This window comes from Blastopirellula marina DSM 3645 (assembly GCF_000153105.1).
In the GTDB taxonomy this organism is placed as follows: Bacteria; Planctomycetota; Planctomycetia; order Pirellulales; family Pirellulaceae; genus Blastopirellula; species Blastopirellula marina.
Genome location: NZ_CH672376.1, coordinates 1,000,859 through 1,018,837, shown reverse-complemented (window position 1 = coordinate 1,018,837; position 17,979 = coordinate 1,000,859). Strand labels below are relative to the sequence as shown.

Genomic DNA, 17,979 nt, shown 5'->3' with positions numbered 1-17,979 from the left:
TCTATAGGACCCGTAAATCCGCTACAAACGACAATTCCATGATCGTTTCCGTTGACCTCAAGCGTTGGATCAGAGTAGAGTTCTCGGCAAGATGAGCGACGAACCCCACATTCCGACCTTCCAATGCCCTGGCCAAGCGGCGCCGATTGATCGGGCGACCCATCTATCTCGTTTGACGCAGTTCTTCCCCGGCTGCCGCAATTGCCCCCAGCGAGAGGATCAGGCCGGCCTGCCGGCGAGGATCATCCAGAAATGGAGCGAGATCCCGCCCAAACCGCCGCTCGAGCAGCAGTTTCATCACGAAGGACTCTCCGCCGACTTGTTTGACGAGTTTTCGGTAGACGACGCCGCCCAACTCGCCGCCGCGTTTTGCTGGGGACAGAAGTCTGTTAGCAGGGCGCCGCTGCTGCTGGGTATGGCCCACCAAGCTGCGATCGACCAAGCCGAAGCGATCATCGCCGCGTGGCGAAGAGCCGGGATCGCCGTCGAACTGCTGGTCGACGCGACCACCGCACTGACCGCTTGGACGATTGACCAACGAAAGCTAGCCGGCGGAATCTTGCTGAGCTCGCCGCTAGGAGATCTTCGCCGGATCGAGGTTTCGCTGTTCGGCCCCGGCGGAGCGCCGATCGCCGGCGATCCACTGGAAAAGATCAAACGGCGACTTCAGCCCCACGACCGATTGCCGCCGGCCCGGCGTCGGGGTTCGCTCACCGAGATCGAGATGTCATCCCCCTATCTTCAACGTTTTGCACCGCTGCATCGTGCGCTGCGTCCGTTGCGACTGGTCGTGCAATCTCCGGCGCGCGGCTCAGTGAACCTGTTGCGGCAGTTGATCGCACGTTCCGTTTGCGAACTTTTCGTACTTCCTAGCGGCGGCGATCCCGGCGCTCGCTTGGCGGCGGCGATCCAACGGCATCAGGCCCATTTCGGCGTCTGGATTGACGGCAACGGCGAGACGATTGAGGTCTTTGAAGAACGAGGCTATCGCGTTCTTCAGCCGCAGCTGACCAAGCTGCTAATCGACGAAGTCGCGATCTGGGAACCAGAGCCGCTGCGAATCGCTTCTCCTACGCCGCTCGACCTGCCGAGCGAAGCGACGCTGGTCCGCTGCTCCGCCGGACGGGGCGAAATGGCGAGCGCGATTCGCCTGCACGACTGTCAGTTTGGGGTCGAGCCAAGCGGTCGCTATTGGTGGCGAAATCAACTGCCGGCGGCCGATGCCTTGGGGGTCGTGACCCTTCTTTTAACTCGCCAAAGCCGCATCGATCGCAGCTTGTCGAGCCAGTTGATCTAAGTCATACTGCGAGTCGCTTTGGGTTCACTTCGCCGCATCGTTTGGGCGGCTTCTTTTTTTGCTTGATGACGCATGACTCACCCTTGGATCGCCGATCGTACCGCCGCTTTTGACTCTAGCGGCATTCGTAAAGTCTTTGACCTGGCGGCGAAGATGACCGATCCGATCAACCTCTCGATCGGACAGCCGGACTTTGACGTTCCGGACGCAGTGAAAGACACGGCCATTGCGGCGATCCGTGATGGCAAAAACGGCTATGCGCTGACGCAAGGGATGCCTGTCCTGCGAGACAAGCTGCAAGCGTCGATTGACGCCGAATTGGGGCATCGTGATCGAACGAACTTCGTCTGTTCCGGTACGAGCGGCGGCCTGGTGTTGTCAATGTTGGCCCTGGTCAATCCCGGCGATGAAGTGATTATCTTCGACCCTTACTTTGTGATGTACGAATCGCTGGTGAAGCTGGTCGGCGGCGTACCGGTCATCATCAACACCTATCCCGACTTCCGCATTGACCTGCCGAAAGTGGAAGCCGCGATTACCCCGCGAACCAAGTTGATCTTGCTCAACAGCCCCGCCAACCCGACCGGCGTTGTCGCCACCGAAGCCGAAGTCGCCGGCCTGGCCAAGCTGGCCGGAGAGAAAAATATCGCGCTGATCTCCGACGAGATCTATCGCATGTTCACCTATGGCGACTTCGTTTCTCCCGCCAAATACAACGATCAAACGATCGTGATTGACGGCTTCTCAAAAAGCTACGGCATGACCGGCTGGCGCGTCGGCTACGTGCATGGCCCCTCCGCCGTGATTGAAACCATGGTCAAGCTGCAGCAATACACCTTTGTCTGCGCACCGCAGCCGGCGCAGTGGGCCAGCGCCGCGGCGCTCGATGTCGATATGAGCCAGCACGTTGCGACTTACGCGCGGAAGCGAGATCTGATGCTGGAGGGAATCGGCGATCTTTACGAAGTTTCCCAACCCGATGGCGCCTTCTACATTTTCCCTAAAGCGCCCTGGGGGACAGGCACGGAATTTGTCGCCAAAGCGATTGAAAACAACCTGCTGATCATCCCCGGCAATATTTTCAGCAAGCAAGATACGCACTTCCGCATTTCGTACGCGGCGCCTGACGAAACGCTCAAGCGAGGGGTCGATACCTTGCGCAAGTTAGCCCAAGGATAATTCGATTCGCCCAACCGACTTTGAATCGCTACACTAAAGGGAAGAACTATTTCCTCGACGGAGCGATCCGCATGAGTTTCGAATTGCGATTATCGTCGCGACATTGGAGCTGCGAACCGACGGAGCGAGTCGACGCGGCGACGGGCCTTCCCGTGCAGGAGCGTCCTCATCTGCCGATGACCCCGGCCGAGCAATCGGCGGTCAAAGCCTTGTTGGATGAAGCGGCGGGTCAGCCGATTGAACAAGCCCAGGGAATTGTTCACCTCGGTGACGGCGGAGATTTTCACGTCGCCTGCGGTGGACAGCAAGCCGGTTACATCGAAGAGTTCACGCTGCACGTCGAACGTGATCTAACTCCCAGCCTGACTGGTTTTCTGATCAGCTTGCTGGATGCCGGCAATCTGATTTTGACCTCTCAGCGCAATGGCATGGCGATTAGCTTGCACGAGTCGAACTTTGAAGACGCTCCCGCAGCGATGCAGCCTCGTGCGATCTGTCAAAATCCAGAAGAGCTGAGAGAGATGCTGCAAAACGGGGCCCGTCAGGACAAGCCGTCGTCGGACCAGGCAATCCATTTGTAACCAACTTCTGGCCACTTGTAACCAACTTCTGGCCCCTCCCCTTCTCAGAACAAGCGCGCGGCGGCAACGCATCAAAGAGCATCGATGTGCGCCTCTATTTAGGGAGCAATAATTTCTGCTTGATTACGAATGCTTGGATTGGATTGAATCCCACGCGAGAGCGACAAACTCTCTCCTCGCTGCAATGGCCGACGACCAATTTCGCCGGCGATATCGCCCTTTTACTTCCTGATTTCGCACAAAATGGACGCGTACTTCCCTTTAAGTCCCATGGTGCTACAGTCTTCTGTGCTGTTCTAATCCACATTGGTTCATTGATTTGATCGCCTGCCGGGGGTCGGTCTGAACGCATTGAGGAAAGCGATTGGTACGCACATGAATTGGGGATGGATTAACCTCTTCAATACCGACGGATTTCCTGCGCGCTGGTACTGTGGTCACGCGTGGTACGAAGAACCGGCGTGGGGCTGGATCCATATTTTCTCGGATATAGCAGTCTGGGGCGCCTACACGGCGATTCCAATCGTCTTGCTTTATTTCCTAAGACGCCGCAAGGACATTCCCTTTCCGGCCGTCTTTTGGCTATTTGTCGCGTTCATCTTCGCTTGCGGCACGACGCACGTGATCGAAGCGATCATCTTCTGGTGGCCCGTCTATCGCTTGTCGGCCGTCGTGAAACTCGCCACGGCGATCGTTTCCTGGGGAACCGTGATTGCGCTGCTCCGCGTTACTCCGCTGGCAATGTCGCTGCGCGGCCCGCGACAGCTTCAAGACGAAGTTCATAAACGGACGCAAGAGCTGCAATCTCTCAACGCCCAGCTGGAAAAAGAAATCGTTGCGCGACAGCTTGCCGAACAAGCGGCACATGCTGCGAGCCAGACGAAGAGCGAGTTTCTGGCCAACATGAGCCACGAATTGCGTACGCCGTTAACCGCAGTGATGGGATTGACGGAGGTCCTGAACACCGAGGAAACCGATCAAGAAAAACGACAACTCCTAGCGATGATCCGCCAAGGAGGCGATCACTTGCTGAACTTGATCAACGATATTCTTGACCTCTCAAAGATCGAAGCAGGACGAATCGAGAACAACAAGATTGCGTGTCAGCCGGGCGAAATCGCCGCTGAAGTCGTCGATTCGTTACGAGTCTCCGCCGCCGCAAAATCGATTGAACTTTCGTGGACCATGGATGACAACATGCCGACCACCATCGCCGCCGCGCCGATTCGCCTGCGGCAGATACTTTTTAACCTGGCCGGCAACGCGGTCAAATTCACCGATCATGGCTCGGTCACGGTTCACCTGCAAATCGATCCGCTTGATTCTCAATTGCTCCGCTTTTCGGTCACCGACACCGGCGAGGGAATTCCGCCGGAAGGATTAAAGCTTCTGTTTGAACCATTCAGCCAACTGGACGGAACTGCCGCGCGTCGACGCGACGGCGCCGGACTTGGCCTCAGCATCAGCAAGCGTCTGGCCGAAACCATGGGCGGAACGATCGAAGTCGAAAGCCAGCCAGGACAAGGCAGCACATTCGCGCTTCGCTTGCCGCTCGAAATCATGGCGGCGGAGGAGCCGACTGCTCCTGGGAACGAAGCCGCCGCCGCGCTGCCGACGACTATCCCCGGTCATGTGTTGATCGTCGAAGACGCTCCGTCGATTCAGTTTTTGGTTCGCCGCATTCTGGAAGGAGCCGGCGCTACGGTGACATCCGCTGGGGATGGCGCCGAAGCGATCGAGATGCTGCTCGCCGATCAAGAGCGCCCCTTCGACCTGGTGCTGATGGACATGCATATGCCGATCATGTCAGGGTACGATGCAGCCCAAGCGTTACGTCAAAAGGGATGCGAAATTCCCATCATCGCGTTGACCGCCAGCGCCATGACAGGCGATCGGATCAAATGTCTAGCCGCCGGATGCGACGACTATTTGCCCAAGCCGATCGACCAACGCAAACTGTTGCAAATGGTTGCAAAGTACGTACTGCAGAATCGTAGGCAAGAATAATACGGCCGCGTCGCTTACTTACTGAGTCGGCGGCAGTCGCAACGGCATCCGCTCTTGCGGCGGAGCGCCGCACGCGGCCAGGCGAGCCCGAATATCCTGGATCAGACGCTGCTCTAGTTCCAGATCTCGTCCCAGCGGAATCCAGCCAAGCGTCATCGCGTCTTGGATCGCGCCGTCGTCTTCCGTTCGCAGCGTCCCGTCATGTCGCAACAGGTCCAGATCGGCGACGTCGGTTCGTCGCCCCCGCAGGTCTTCCAGCTCTTTGCGAACTTCGACGTCGATCAGATAGCCCCCTTGCTCCGGCATGACGCGGACGATCGCCGTGCGGCGAATCGTCTGCAAAGTGCTTTCTAGTTTTTCGTAGCCGCGGGTCGAGTCGGTCCGCCATGGTTCGAACAGGGTCGAACCGATCGTCGGATAGGTCTCCAAGCGCCCTTCGGTCAATTGTCCGGCGATCACCCGCACGCGTTGTTCGTCTTTGATCTTAAAATTATCGTCGATCGAATCGACAATCTGCTCCCACAGGACTTCATAGTCGCCAAACTGCATAAACGCCGGATTTTCGACGATTTGAGCCGGCGGCCTGCCGGCGCCAATCCAAGACGGAAGTCGCAGCGCATGGCACCCCACGGCGATTGAGAGCATCAATAGTAAGATTGCCAGTCGCACCACGCCGAAAGCGCCTTTTCGCGAAGTTCACCTATCTGGGCAGCCGTCCCCGACGAGGGGGCGGAGAAGTGTCGCGAAAAGCGAGGCCGACGACAAGAGCAGCTTTTCCGCCGGGTGCTAGCATAAAAAAGCTTTCGGCGGCGGCCGAAAGCTGGGAATCGAAACGACTGTGGGTCTGCGAGCTCCGTAATTAGCAGTAGTGTCCGTCCATGCCGAGCCGCATTTTCAACTCTTCAAACTGTTGCTGGTACTTTTCGCTCGACGAGTGAACGTGTTCCGCTTCGGTGATAAAGCGAATATCGTCGCTGTTGCGAACGTAGCGATCGTCCAGGATCTCGGCGAACGACGTTAGTTCGTTTCCATACACAATCAGCAGCTTGTGCTCGTCAAACTGAACTTCCAGCGGAATGTTCGGATTGAGCACGGCGATTCCCGTGCAGCCGTCATTCAGCAGCAAGTCTTCGTATTCCCACAAAATGCTTTTCAGCACCGGCAGATCAATATGTTCGCGATACAAGTCGACATGACCAGCGCCGTCGCGGGTATGACTCGTCTCGAGCACGACGTCGACTTCCGAGCCAAGCGGTTCGAGCAAGTCCATAAAGACGTCGAACAACACCGACTTGGTGGCGGCCGCCATGAGCACCGGCACGCTGGCTCGGGTCTCTTCGTCATGATAGACGTCGCGTCGGTAACCTTGGCTCGGCACGACCTTCAGATCGTACGAAGGGCGCACCGCGTCCGTCAGTTCAAAACTGTTATAGCGGTTGACGCCCAGGTGGGCCTCGATCTGCTCTTCCGACAAATGCTCAAAGCTATTGCCGGTCGGAGCTGTCGCGCCGTCGTGAAAGACGTTTTTGAAAAATCGTTTTAAGAAGCCCATGTTGACCTCTACCGCCTCTTCCGGTGATCACAAGTGAGGAAACGCCGTTGTCTCAACACTTTAAAATCTGGTTGATAGGAATACCCTAGAGCGACCATTGATAACTTGCCCGCGAAATCAATGAACTCGATGTCGGCGAAGTGTTAACCGCACCCAACAATCCGAGCGATCACTCTATTCGACAACAGGCTGGCTCAAACAATTGGCGGGAAAAATCGACTAGTCGCCAACTGCAATTTGGAACGTTTCCGATGTCGTATCTGTAGAGATCATAGCACCGTGAATGGAACCTACTTGAGCCATGTTGCGAACAATTTGAAAAAGATCGCACCCAATTGGCTGACTCCAGCGATGCGGCGGAGTTTTCCTGCAACACGAGCGTTGAAGAGCCGCAACGCGTAGTTTGATATACTGCCGTATGTCCCGTCTGTAACGAAGGAGCCGCGCCGTTGAATACGATCCTACGCCTCGTGCATTTCGTAATGGTTATTCTGCTGGTAATGGTTGCGACAACCGGCTGTACGAGGGAAGTCACACAAACTGATCCCGCTCCGCAGGTCGAGCCGAATCAACCTCCCCAACCTCAAGAACAGCAATCCGTTTCGCCTGCCGACGAGCAGGTGAAAGAGACGCTGGAAGAACTTTGGTCGGCCATCATTCAACAAGGTCGAAAGACCGGTAATACGCACGAAGTCGTCCGACGCATTGAAAAACAAGATCGCGAGTTGATCGAGTCGATCTCGACCGAAAAGATCGTCATGCGGCGCCAAGAGCAGACCATTGAGACGAACGTCGTCAATCGTTTCCTCGAAACCCCCGCGGGCCAGCTCGTGTCGTATGAAACCAACGTCCAACAAGGGGGAAACAGCTCGTCCTTCGCCGGCCAGGTTTCCGCCGACGGCTATACGCTCACCATCACGACCACCGCCGCCGGACGCAGCTTTTCTGAGGAGATCCCCTGGAAACCAGAATGGGGCGGCGTCTATGCCGCCGCTCAATTATTAGAAAACCCGCCGATCAAGCCGGGTCAAACGCGCGAGACGACGGCGCTGGCCCCGATGCTCAATCAGGCCTGTCAGATCAAGTACGTCGCCGGCAAGCTGGAGCCGGTTAAGCTGCTCGACGGCAGCGAAGTCGAGCTGCTCCGCGTCTCGAACGTGATCTCCCAGAAAGACAAGCCGCTGATGGAGATTCCGATGTGGGTCGATCTCGAAGGGCACACCGTCAAGATGGCCCCTCCAGGTCCCGGCATGGTGATCTATCGCTGCACGCAAGATTTCGCCGAATCGCCGATTGAAGCGATCGAGTTTGATCTCGCCGCCGAAACGATCGTGCCGCTCGCGCAACCGCTGGACGGCGTGCATACCGATAAAACTTCGGCCGAGTATTTGATCACGCTGAAAAAGAATATCTCGCCGACCCTCTTTCCGACCAGCGGCAGTCAGTGGACCAGCGACCTGACGAAAAAATCGCTCCATCTGCATCTGATCGCGCTGCGCCCGGAGACAAAATTACCGCCGCAGCTTTCCGAGCAAACGCCGCCAACCGACGCTGATCTGGCGGCGAGCAGTCTGGTGCAAGTCGACGACCCCCTGGTCCAAAAAATGGCGACCCAGGCCAAGACGCCTAACAACGAGCCTTGGAAACTTGCGCTCGAACTGGAACAGCAAGTTCACCAAGCGATCCAACAAAAGGACTTTTCCCAAGCATTCGCTTCGGCCGCCGAAGTCGCCAAATCCCAAACCGGCGATTGCACGGAACATGCCGTCTTGCTGATCGCCCTGTTACGCGCCCACCAGATTCCGGCCCGTGCGGCGGTCGGCCTGGTTTACTACGACGGCAAGTCAGGCCGGGGCTTCGCCTATCACATGTGGACCGAAGCCTGGATCGATGGTCGCTGGATCCCGATCGACGCAACCTTGGGCCGCGGAGGGATCGGAGTGGGACATATCAAAATCGCCGATTCGGACCTCGCCGGGGGAGGCGCACTCGCTGCATTTTTACCGGTGACGCAAGTCATTGGGAACATTGAAATTAAGCCGCTCAGCCTGGAATAGCGAACGATTTTCGGCAAGAGGATGTTTCCTCAAACGAATTGCTTTTAACAGCGACGATCGTTCTTTCCCGACACCACCAAGGAGCGGAATCCGATGACGATCTTCCTTCTCATTACCGTCACGACTTTTCTGGCGATCGGAGTCTTATGGGCGGTGGGTCTCCGCTTTCGCTCGGATCCCATTCGAGCGATGCGCGCCATCGCCCAAATGTATGACGGCAAGTTCACGCAGACGAAGAACCCGGATCAGACGGCCGTCTCGTTTGATTTGCATGGTCAGCCAGCGATGTTACGAATCAAGCCGCCGGTCGGTTACGCAGGCCGCTATCTGACCGAGTTTCGCACCACTTGGCCCGAGCCGCGACTACGGTTGCAGATTCAGCCCCGCAAAACGTTGCGTCCTGACTTCTTCTACGACGAATCGCCGACGATTGAGTCGGGCGACGCCGACTTTGACGCGAAGTATCGGTTGTACGCCGAACAGCCTGAAACTGCGCGTCGCCTGATTGCGGCTGGGCTTTTTTCAGCCCTGGATGAGCTGAATCAAATGACTCGCCCCGGCGCCGCCTATGTCGAGATCCATGATGGTTTTCTGTTCGTCACGCTGGAGAAGACCTTCGGCTATGCCGACCAATTGGAAGTTCTGGTCGCCTACTGCTGTGAAATTCGGATTCCCTCGACGACCATCACGCCAAACGATGAGCAGTTGCAATCCGACGCGACCCCGGCGTCCGTTCCGAATACGATGCGAACCATCTGCAACGCGTGCGGCGACGTGGTGAAAGAAGATGGCGTCGCCTGCAACGACTGCGGTGCGATCTATCATCGCCGCTGCTGGGATCCGAAGGTCGGTTGCGTGCTTTACTCGTGCGAAGGAACGACGGCGACCGAAGCGTCGCTTACGCACTAACGTGCTGGGCGACCGCCGCCAACAGCGGGTCAATCGTCTGCTCTTGGATCCCATGCGGAGGGTTCCAAGCGAACCACTCTGATCCCTGATGCTCGGTCAGCTTCAGTTGGACCTCGTTGGTCAACGTCGCCAGAAAATAGACGCTGGTCTTTAGCGCGGTGACGCCGCCCATTCGCTTTTTGTAGTTCACAACGTATTGCAGCGCGTAGCGAAAGTTGGGGTCGACGGCGATATCGCGCGACGTGATCCCGGTTTCTTCTTCCAGCTCACGCAGGGCGCAGGTCATTTCATCTTCGCCGGGATCGACATGCCCTTTGGGCAAGTCCCAGCGATCCTTGTGCCGCATCAACAGGAACGACTCGATGGGATCGCCCTTGACGATCAAAAAGCCGCAGGCCTTCGTCTCTGGCAAGTCGGCGTTGGCATCCTGCATCTCTATTGATCTTCCTGCGGAAACTGGAAATCGGCAATAAACAACTGGCTGCTGTGATCATCGGTTCGCGTGCTGGTCCACATCAACTGTTTTCCATCCGGCGAGAAGACCGGCAACACGTCCGCCGCGGCGGAATCGGTAATTCGCCAGACCTTCCCCGGCTTGATCGCATCGACCGTTTCTTCGTACTTCATCAGCCACAAGTCATAGTTGGGACGGCCCGGCTGCGAATGATCGGCGCCGGCCCAAATGATGTACGGCTCGGTGGGGTGCCAATAAGGAGCCCAGTTCACGCCGACGTTATCGGTCAGCGCGGTCTCGTGCTGGCCATCGACGCCGATCACGTAGATCTGCAAAAAGCCTTCTTCTTTGCGATCGCTACGAAAGACGATCCACTTGCCGTTGGGAGAAATAAAGGGCCCGCCGTCGTATCCTTTGGCGTCGGTCAGTTGTTTTTGATTCGTGCCGTCGGCGTCCATGATGTAGATATCGGGATCGCCGTCGCGATCACTGCAGAAGGCGATCTTGGTTCCGTCTTTGTTGTAGGCGCCTTCGGCGTCGTACCCTTTTTCGGTCGTCAGCGGCGTCAATTCGCCCGACTTCAAGTCTTTGGCGAAGATGTCGGTATAGGGGTCAAAGTCCCAAGAGTAGCGGCGCCGCGTCCCCGATTTGCGATCCGCTTCCTGTTGGGCGATTTCGGCTTGTTCGGTTTCGGTCAGCATCGGATCGAGATGGCTGCTGGCGAACATGATCTGCTTCGCGTCGGGCGAAAAGTAGGCGCAAGTCGTTCGCCCGCGTCCGGTGCTGATCAAGGTCGGCTCGCCGCCCGACAGAGGCTGCGTGTAAATTTGGTAGAATGGGTACTGCGGCGGGACGGCTTGATAGACGATTGTCTTGCCGTCCGGCGAAAAATAGCCTTCGCCGGCTTTGACCATGCCGCTGGTCACCTGACGAACATTCGAGAGAAAACGTCCTTCGATCGAGGCCGGCTCTTCGGCCTTGCAGAAGGTCGTCGCCGTCAGGGCCAATACCATACATCCGCTGATCCAACGCATAAAGCTAACCTCGCAGGGGTCGAGTCGCGTGCCGTGGGTCGATTACTTTGCTCTTTCATTATAGTAGCCAGTCAGGCCTGGATTCGATGCCATGAAGATTTATACGAAAACCGGCGATGACGGCGAAACCGGGCTCTATCGGGGCGGTCGCGTTCGCAAAGATGACCGCCGCATCGTCGCGATCGGCGATATCGACGAGCTGAACGCGCTGCTGGGGATCGTACTCTCCCTAGCCGCTTCGCCCGAAATCGCCGAGCCGATCGGCTTGATTCAAAGCGATCTGTTCGCATTGGGGGCGCAGATCGCGTCGCCGGACCCGGCGGCGGCCGGCACGACGCTGCTCAACGACGACAGCATCACGCAGCTCGAACAAACGATCGATCTGGCCGAATCGCGTCTGACGCCGCTAACGGCCTTTATTTTGCCCGGGGGTTCGACCCTCGGTGCTCACCTGCATCAAGCCAGAGCCGTTTGTCGCCGCGCCGAACGGCATCTGGTGACGCTCTACGATGGGAAATACGACGCGTCAGCGAGCTTGGCCCTCCGCTACCTCAATCGTCTCGCGGACTTGCTGTTTGTGCTGGCTCGTTGGTCGAACCAACTCTCGGGACATCACGAAACCGAGTGGCATCCCGCTGGTACGTGAGGAGAATTTTTCTCGCTTGTACTTATTCCACCCTTTACACGGCGTGAGGGGAGAAATAGCTTGGGTAGCTTCAAGTTGGAAAAACCGCATAGGCACGGCTGCGCTTCACGGCGCACCGGCGATGAATCCGACTTCCTGATGGAAAAAATGGGCGGGAAACGATCCTGGCGGACGTTAGGCGGCGCACATTTTTTCCTAATCATGGCCCAGGCATTCATTTACGAGGTACTTCGATGCGCACGCATGTTCGCAGCGCGCTCAGCCTATGCGCGCTCTTATTGATTCTTACATCCGCCGTTGCGGTTTTCGCCCAAGAGGGTTCGCCGGTTCCGGATGACCTACCGGTCGGCTCCCCCGATGTAGCCGAGATGATCCAGCAAGACGGCGCCGCTGGAGAAGGCCTTGATACCGGCGATAATGCCTGGATGTTGATGAGCAGTGCGCTGGTGCTGTTGATGACCGCGCCCGGCTTGGCGATGTTCTACAGCGGCCTGGTCCGGCGCAAAAATGTGCTGAGCGTGATGATGCAGTGCATGTTTTTGATGGGGCTGATGACAGTCGTCTGGGCGCTCTGGGGCTATTCGCTGTCGTTCGGCGGATCGGATCCCTTTTTCGGCAACGCCGACTACCTCTTTATGAACAACGTGCAATCGCACTATGACGCCGGCTCGAGCCAGATCGTCACGCCGATGGAAGGAACCATCCCGCGGTACACGCATATGCTGTTTCAAGGAATGTTCTTTATCATCACGCCGGCTTTGATCTGCGGCGCCTTCGCCGAGCGGATGAAGTTCAGCAGCATGGCCCTCTTCTCAGTATTGTGGGGAACTTGCGTCTATTGCCCGTTGTGTCACTGGGTTTGGGACGAAGGAATTTTGTTCTATGGGGGCGAATCGGCCATCGCCGGGGGCGCGCTCGACTTTGCCGGCGGCACGGTTGTGCATATTAGCTCGGGGGTCTCGGCCCTGATGTGTGCGCTCTTGATCGGCAATCGACTCGGCTTTGGCAATGACGACATGCGGCCGCATAACCTGACCTACACGACTCTGGGCGCCGGGCTGTTGTGGTTTGGTTGGTTCGGCTTCAACGCCGGCAGCGCCTTGTCGGCCAATAGCCTGGCTGCGAACGCTTTTGCGGTGACGCACTTCTCGGCCGCGGCCGGAGCGGTCGCGTGGGCGGTGATGGAATGGATCAACCACGGCAAAGCGAGCGTGCTCGGCTGCGCGTCAGGCGCGGTCGCCGGATTGGTTTGCATCACGCCGGCGGCCGGTTTTGTGCTGCCGATGCCAGCACTCGCGATGGGAGCGATCGCCGGGATCGTTTGCTACTATGCCGTCATCCACTTGAAGCACAAGTTGCACTATGACGACTCGCTGGACGCGTTTGGCGTACATGGAGTTGGCGGAACTTTGGGCGCTATTTTGACCGGCGTTTTCGCCACACGAAATGTCTTTGCCGGCGCCGAAGGTCAGCCGATCGGTTTATACGAAGGGGGCGGAATTTCGCTTTTGATCGGCCAAATCACGGCCGTAGGGATCACCATCCTCTTTTCGGTTGTCGTGACCTTCCTCCTTCTGAAGTTGATCGACTTTACGATTGGGTTGCGCGTGCCGCAAGAAAACGAAATTCGCGGGCTCGACTTGGCCGAACATGGGGAAGAGGGCTATATCTTCAATTAGCCCCTCTTTTTAGACTAGAGAGAGTCGCGCCCGGCCAAGGTTCGCCGGGCGCCCGCTTGCAGGAGATCGGATCGATATGAAAAAAGTGGAAGCGATTATTCGGCACCACAAGATGGAAGATGTCAAAATGGCGCTCAACGACATGGGCGTTCACGGCATGACCGTCAGCGAAGTGCAAGGTTACGGCCGCCAAAAAGGACATACCGAAAACTACCGCGGCGCCGAGTATTCAGTCGACTTCGTGCCCAAGCACAAGATCGAAATCATCTGCAGCGACGGCAATCTGCAGTTGGTCATCGACACGATTTTGAAGTCGGCCCAAACCGGACAGATCGGTGACGGCAAGTTGTTCATCTACGACGTCAAACAGGCGATCCGCATTCGCACCGGCGAAATGGGGGAAGACGCCGTTTGACTGGACGACACGCAGTCTTAGTCTTACAAGGCGACAAGCCGTTAAAAGTAGGGCCCGCGATGCGGACCATCCGCCCCGCCAGATTGCTTTCAAGTTTTAGAGCGCTTCCCGGTCCGCACAGCGGACCCTACATCTGGCGATTCGCGTCTACGAAAAATCACAAGCCCGACAATCCTCACCATCGTTTTTATTCCTACGAACCGAAGGTGAATTAACGCGACATCCGCCGCTTTTTGTTTTCCCTCATGGCAACTGCAACCTACGTTTTCTCGTACTGCAGGTCCCCATTTGAATGAGTGAAAATGAGCACTGCCGCCCTGTCCGACAGCGCCGTAGCGGACGTACGATACGGTTGGCTGCGTAACGCCAAGTTTGATATGACGCTGATTTTCGGCGTTGCGATTTTGGCTTTGGCCTCTGGCGCAATCGTGACCGTTCGTCCCGAATGGTTTCCGATTATTCTCATTCTTGATTTGTGGCTGCTCGGCTATCACCATGTCGTCGCGACGTTTACGCGTCTCGCGTTCGACGCCGAGAGTGCTCGCGAGCATCGTCGACTGCTCACCGTTTTGCCTTGGGTCGTCTTGGCGGCTACCGCCGTGATCGGACTGACGTTTGGCATCTGGGCGCTGGCGACCATCTATCTCTATTGGCAATGGTTTCACTACACGCGTCAAAGCTACGGAATCTCGCGATTCTATAGCCGCAAAGCCGGCGGGCTGTCGCCGATCGACGAGCGCTTAACCACTTGGTCCTTGTACCTGGTTCCGCTGTGGGGCATCCTCTATCGCTCGTACCAGGCTTCACCGCGGTTTCTCGGTTCCGAAGTGATGTATCTACCGACGCCTTATTGGCTGGTCGTCGCTTCAGGCGTCGTCGCGTTCAGCGTGACCGCCGTCTGGTTAGCTCGTCAAGCGTTCGCTTGGCGTGCAGGAAAGACCTCGCTGGGTCTGATGCTCTACATGTTTACGCACTTGACGATTTTCACGGTGGGCTACGTGCTCGTGCGTGACATCGATCACGGCTGGCTCGTACTGAACGTTTGGCACAACGCCCAGTACATCCTGATTGTTTGGATGTTCAACGCCAATCGCTTCAAGCGAGGAACCGATCCCAAAAACATGCTGCTCTCGGCGATTAGCCAGACGCATCCGTTTAACGTCGTCTGCTATTTCGTGGTCTGCTTGGGACTGACGAGCCTGGTCTACGGCGTGATCTACATGCTGACCAACTTAAGCATCATCGCCGCGATCCCGGTGGTCGCGATGGTGATTTACCAAACGATTAATTTTCACCATTACGTTGTCGACGGCCTGATCTGGAAAGCTCGCAAGAAGAAGGTTCAGGAAACGATGGAGATTGCCCAGTGAACGCCAACGCTACGACTTCATTTTCGCCGCTGGAAAGCGATTTGCCGAGATTCAAACGCCTAGTATGGGAAATGTGCACCAACTTCGTGTTGGCCGCATTTTTCTTTCGCTTTGCCTGGATCCAGGGAGAAGCCTTCTTTACCTGGTACCGCTTAAGCACCTTCCTATTGTTGGTGAAAGTCTCCAGCGACGTCTTCTTCTACTTGATCCGCAAACCGCCAGAGAAAGTGTCGATGTCGCTGTACGACTGGACGGTCGCGATCATGGGCACCTATGCGGTGATCCTGTTCATGCCGGCCGGCGCCAGTCATGACACGTTGTTTGGCCAGATCGTGCAATGCGTCGGACTCGGCTTGCAAATCTTCGCCATGGCGTCGCTCAATCGCAGTATCGGCGTGGTCGCGGCCAATCGCGGGATCAAAACCGGCGGCATGTATCGCTGGGTGCGGCATCCGCTCTACCTCAGCTATGTCGTCGCTTTCGGCGGCTACTTGATCAATCAATTCAGCTACTGGAACGCCGCCGTCTACTGCGGCGCCGTGTTGCTATGGATGCTGCGGATCATGGCCGAAGAACGCTTGCTCACCCAAGACGAAAGCTATCGCGAATACGCAACACGCGTCCGCTGGAAGATGATCCCGGGGCTGGTTTAGACCATCGCCGAGAAACCCACGCCGCAAAGCCCCCGGGCGATACGACACTAGCCCGCATCGCCAACCGCTTTCCCTTGGCTGGCGCAGCGCGGCAGTGTTCAGGTCGCTCGACGCCTTTGGCGCCTATTCTTCCTCTTCGCAAAACTCACGCAGCTGCTGCGCCGCTTCCCAGCGGCGATCCTCTTCGTCGGCGACGGTGAAGTACAGCTCCAAGGCTTCGCGGGCGGCGTCCATCTGCTGACAGAGACATAGCGCTCGGGCCTTGCCGTAGAGCGCCGGCACAAACATGGAACTGCGCGTGAGGGCCGTCTCAAACGAAATAACCGCTTCCGGAAATTGCCCGAGCCGCACTAGGCACTCGCCGCGGTTGCTCCACGCTTCCGGAAAGTTGGCTCCGAGTCGCACGGCCTGATCGATGTCGGCGATCGCTTCTTCAAACCGCTCTAGTTGCGTGAGAATCGTCGCTCGTTCGATCAACAGCGGCGGAAAAGGAGGATCGCTCTGGCACTGGTCAAGCAAGCTCAAACCGCGTTCCGGCTCGCCCAGTTCAGCGACGCAGATTCCGCGCCCCGCCAAGGCGGCTCGGCTTTGCGGGTTTAACTCGAGCGCCTTTTCGTAGCACGCGATCGCGTCGGTAAACTCGCACAGCGCTCTGAGACAATTCCCCCGATTCGCCCACGCGTCCACATCCTCCGGCGCCAACCGGATCGCCGCGTCATAGCACGGAATCGCTTCTTCGGGTCGGCCCAGATTATCCAGTACGACCCCTTGGTTGATCCAACCGTCGGCGTTCTCCGGATCCAGTTCCGTCACCGACTGAAAACACTCTAAGGCTCGCTCGCCTTCCCCCATGTCGCGAAAACAATTGCCCAGATCAAACAAGATCAACGCCGCGTAGGCGGGGGCATATTGCAGCGCCTGCAAGTAACAATGAGCGGCGTCGCGCGTGCGGCCCGATTCGCTCATCACGCAGCCTTTGGCGAACCATGCCTGGCCATGCTTCGGCTCGAGGCCAAGCGCATGTTCAAGATGCTCCAGCGCTTCATCCCGTTTTCCTTGGTCCAAAAGTGCAAGGCCCGCTTCAACCGCTTGCTGAGCATCCATAGATCGCCTTACCCACGCGCAATGAAAAAGAACGACTCAAAGATAGCAGGATAAGGATGGCGTAGCAATCGTTAAGCGACGCCCCTTACTTCAGCTGCGGAACGACCCCCTGAAGGAACCGCGCCAGCCGATCGCTGGCCTTCATAGCGGTCTCGCGCAGGCGCCACATATCCTGCACGCTGGAAGGTCGATTGATGATCGCGGCGGCCGCAGCGCCGATCATTTTGGCCGTGCTGTTCTGCTCGACAAGCCGTTCCAGGTTCTTGGGCAACTCGTCATCCACCGCGTCGGTAATCACGCGCACCGACAGGAAACGGGTCTTCTGCGCAACACAAGCGTCCGCCGTCGCATAAGTCTCCATATCGACCGCAATGGCCCCATGCAAATCTCCCAACTGTCGCTTCTGGTCAGGCGTACGAACGATCTTGTCGACCGTCAACAAACGCCCAACGTGCAGCCCCGGTTGGCTGGCCGCTTGCTCGGCGGTCATCGAGAATGGAATTACCAATTCTTCGCGCTCGGCTCGGACCACCGCGTTGGCCATCACGACCTGCCCTTTCTTCACCGGTTCGGCCAAACCGCCGGCAAAGCCGCACGAAACAATCCACTGCGGCTTCCGTAGCGCGATGTATTGCTCTGTCGTTCGCCGTGCTTTTTTGCCGCCGACTCCGGTTTCGACCAACGCAATCAAGCGACCATCCAATAGGCCGAGATGTTCGACAAAGTCGGGATGCTGGATGGTTTCGGGAGTTTCTAGCAGGTCGTACAATCCGCCCGATTCGATCCCCAGCGCGAAGAAACAAGCGACTTCAAGCGTCTCAGGCGCATGGATCGGCTCCCCTTCTCCGGCGACATGGGCCTTCAGTTTCTCTTGAATCAGGCCGCGTCCCTGGTTTTGAACCCAATTGCCGACCAGCCACCGCAACAGCATGAAATTCTCGTTCGCTCGAAGTAGGAGAGAGGGGAAAGCGGACAAACCGCGACAGGTCGAACCTGTTGCGACATGCCCTCTCCAGCTAAAATAACCCGTTTCGCGGCTGCG

The 17,979-nt window shown here is 57.3% G+C and carries 17 protein-coding genes; 11 read left to right on the top strand and 6 right to left on the bottom strand.

Features of this window, described 5'->3' with window-relative positions; genetic code table 11:
• Window positions 1–91: 91 nt before the first annotated feature.
• From DSM3645_RS05855 to DSM3645_RS05840, 4 genes are all read left to right on the top strand, one after another.
• On the top strand, window positions 92–1,297 hold the full coding sequence (locus DSM3645_RS05855; RefSeq protein WP_002651144.1) for a hypothetical protein: 1,206 nt from the start codon (window positions 92–94) through the stop codon (window positions 1,295–1,297).
• Between the two features lie 72 nt (window positions 1,298–1,369).
• Window positions 1,370–2,476 carry a pyridoxal phosphate-dependent aminotransferase gene (locus DSM3645_RS05850; protein ID WP_002651143.1) on the top strand — a complete coding sequence of 369 codons (1,107 nt, stop codon included), beginning with the start codon at window positions 1,370–1,372 and terminating at the stop codon, window positions 2,474–2,476.
• A 71-nt stretch (window positions 2,477–2,547) separates the two neighbouring features.
• Window positions 2,548–3,057 (top strand): hypothetical protein, encoded by a 510-nt coding sequence (locus tag DSM3645_RS05845; protein WP_040351644.1) that lies wholly within the window; start codon window positions 2,548–2,550, stop codon window positions 3,055–3,057.
• Window positions 3,058–3,432: 375 nt separating this feature from the next.
• A complete protein-coding gene (locus DSM3645_RS05840; protein ID WP_002651141.1) occupies window positions 3,433–5,064 on the top strand; it encodes an ATP-binding protein in 1,632 nt (543 codons plus the stop codon).
• A gap of 18 nt (window positions 5,065–5,082) precedes the next feature.
• Here the strand turns inward: DSM3645_RS05840 and DSM3645_RS05835 are convergent, their stop codons facing one another.
• Both DSM3645_RS05835 and DSM3645_RS05830 read right to left on the bottom strand, forming a co-directional pair.
• Window positions 5,083–5,736: a hypothetical protein gene (locus DSM3645_RS05835; protein WP_131282271.1), complete on the bottom strand. Its 654-nt coding sequence runs from the start codon at window positions 5,734–5,736 to the stop codon at window positions 5,083–5,085.
• Window positions 5,737–5,923: 187 nt separating this feature from the next.
• Window positions 5,924–6,616, bottom strand: coding sequence for a hypothetical protein (locus DSM3645_RS05830; protein WP_002651139.1), 693 nt, complete (start codon window positions 6,614–6,616; stop codon window positions 5,924–5,926).
• Between the two features lie 449 nt (window positions 6,617–7,065).
• Here DSM3645_RS05830 and DSM3645_RS05825 point away from each other — a divergent pair, with 449 nt between their 5' ends.
• Both DSM3645_RS05825 and DSM3645_RS05820 read left to right on the top strand, forming a co-directional pair.
• Complete coding sequence (locus tag DSM3645_RS05825; RefSeq protein ID WP_131282268.1) at window positions 7,066–8,673, top strand: transglutaminase-like domain-containing protein; 1,608 nt, start codon at window positions 7,066–7,068, stop codon at window positions 8,671–8,673.
• Between the two features lie 93 nt (window positions 8,674–8,766).
• The gene (locus DSM3645_RS05820) at window positions 8,767–9,582 is read left to right on the top strand and encodes an RING finger protein (protein WP_002651137.1); all 816 of its coding nucleotides are present in this window, start codon (window positions 8,767–8,769) and stop codon (window positions 9,580–9,582) included.
• On the opposite strand, the gene DSM3645_RS05815 is transcribed toward DSM3645_RS05820, so the two are convergent.
• Complete coding sequence (locus tag DSM3645_RS05815) at window positions 9,572–10,015, bottom strand: bis(5'-nucleosyl)-tetraphosphatase (protein ID WP_002651136.1); 444 nt, start codon at window positions 10,013–10,015, stop codon at window positions 9,572–9,574. The two genes, DSM3645_RS05820 and DSM3645_RS05815, sit on opposite strands and share 11 nt — an antisense overlap.
• A gap of 2 nt (window positions 10,016–10,017) precedes the next feature.
• Window positions 10,018–11,070 (bottom strand): TolB family protein, encoded by a 1,053-nt coding sequence (locus tag DSM3645_RS05810; protein WP_202594922.1) that lies wholly within the window; start codon window positions 11,068–11,070, stop codon window positions 10,018–10,020.
• A gap of 91 nt (window positions 11,071–11,161) precedes the next feature.
• Here DSM3645_RS05810 and DSM3645_RS05805 point away from each other — a divergent pair, with 91 nt between their 5' ends.
• The 5 genes from DSM3645_RS05805 to DSM3645_RS05785 all read left to right on the top strand — a co-directional run bounded on the left by DSM3645_RS05805 (window position 11,162) and on the right by DSM3645_RS05785 (window position 15,833).
• Window positions 11,162–11,716: a cob(I)yrinic acid a,c-diamide adenosyltransferase gene (locus DSM3645_RS05805; RefSeq protein WP_002651134.1), complete on the top strand. Its 555-nt coding sequence runs from the start codon at window positions 11,162–11,164 to the stop codon at window positions 11,714–11,716.
• A gap of 233 nt (window positions 11,717–11,949) precedes the next feature.
• Window positions 11,950–13,395 (top strand): ammonium transporter, encoded by a 1,446-nt coding sequence (locus DSM3645_RS05800; protein WP_002651133.1) that lies wholly within the window; start codon window positions 11,950–11,952, stop codon window positions 13,393–13,395.
• 76 nt (window positions 13,396–13,471) lie between these two features.
• Window positions 13,472–13,810 carry a P-II family nitrogen regulator gene (locus DSM3645_RS05795; RefSeq protein WP_002651132.1) on the top strand — a complete coding sequence of 113 codons (339 nt, stop codon included), beginning with the start codon at window positions 13,472–13,474 and terminating at the stop codon, window positions 13,808–13,810.
• A 302-nt stretch (window positions 13,811–14,112) separates the two neighbouring features.
• Complete coding sequence (locus DSM3645_RS05790; protein ID WP_002651131.1) at window positions 14,113–15,180, top strand: hypothetical protein; 1,068 nt, start codon at window positions 14,113–14,115, stop codon at window positions 15,178–15,180.
• Window positions 15,177–15,833 (top strand): methyltransferase family protein, encoded by a 657-nt coding sequence (locus DSM3645_RS05785; RefSeq protein ID WP_050769313.1) that lies wholly within the window; start codon window positions 15,177–15,179, stop codon window positions 15,831–15,833. Before DSM3645_RS05790 ends, DSM3645_RS05785 begins: the two co-directional genes overlap by 4 nt.
• A gap of 123 nt (window positions 15,834–15,956) precedes the next feature.
• Here DSM3645_RS05785 and DSM3645_RS05780 read toward each other — a convergent pair whose 3' ends face one another.
• Window positions 15,957–16,937 (bottom strand): tetratricopeptide repeat protein, encoded by a 981-nt coding sequence (locus DSM3645_RS05780; RefSeq protein ID WP_002651129.1) that lies wholly within the window; start codon window positions 16,935–16,937, stop codon window positions 15,957–15,959.
• 85 nt (window positions 16,938–17,022) lie between these two features.
• On the bottom strand, window positions 17,023–17,868 hold the full coding sequence (locus tag DSM3645_RS05775) for a phosphorylase family protein (protein ID WP_002651128.1): 846 nt from the start codon (window positions 17,866–17,868) through the stop codon (window positions 17,023–17,025).
• Window positions 17,869–17,979 lie beyond the last annotated feature (111 nt).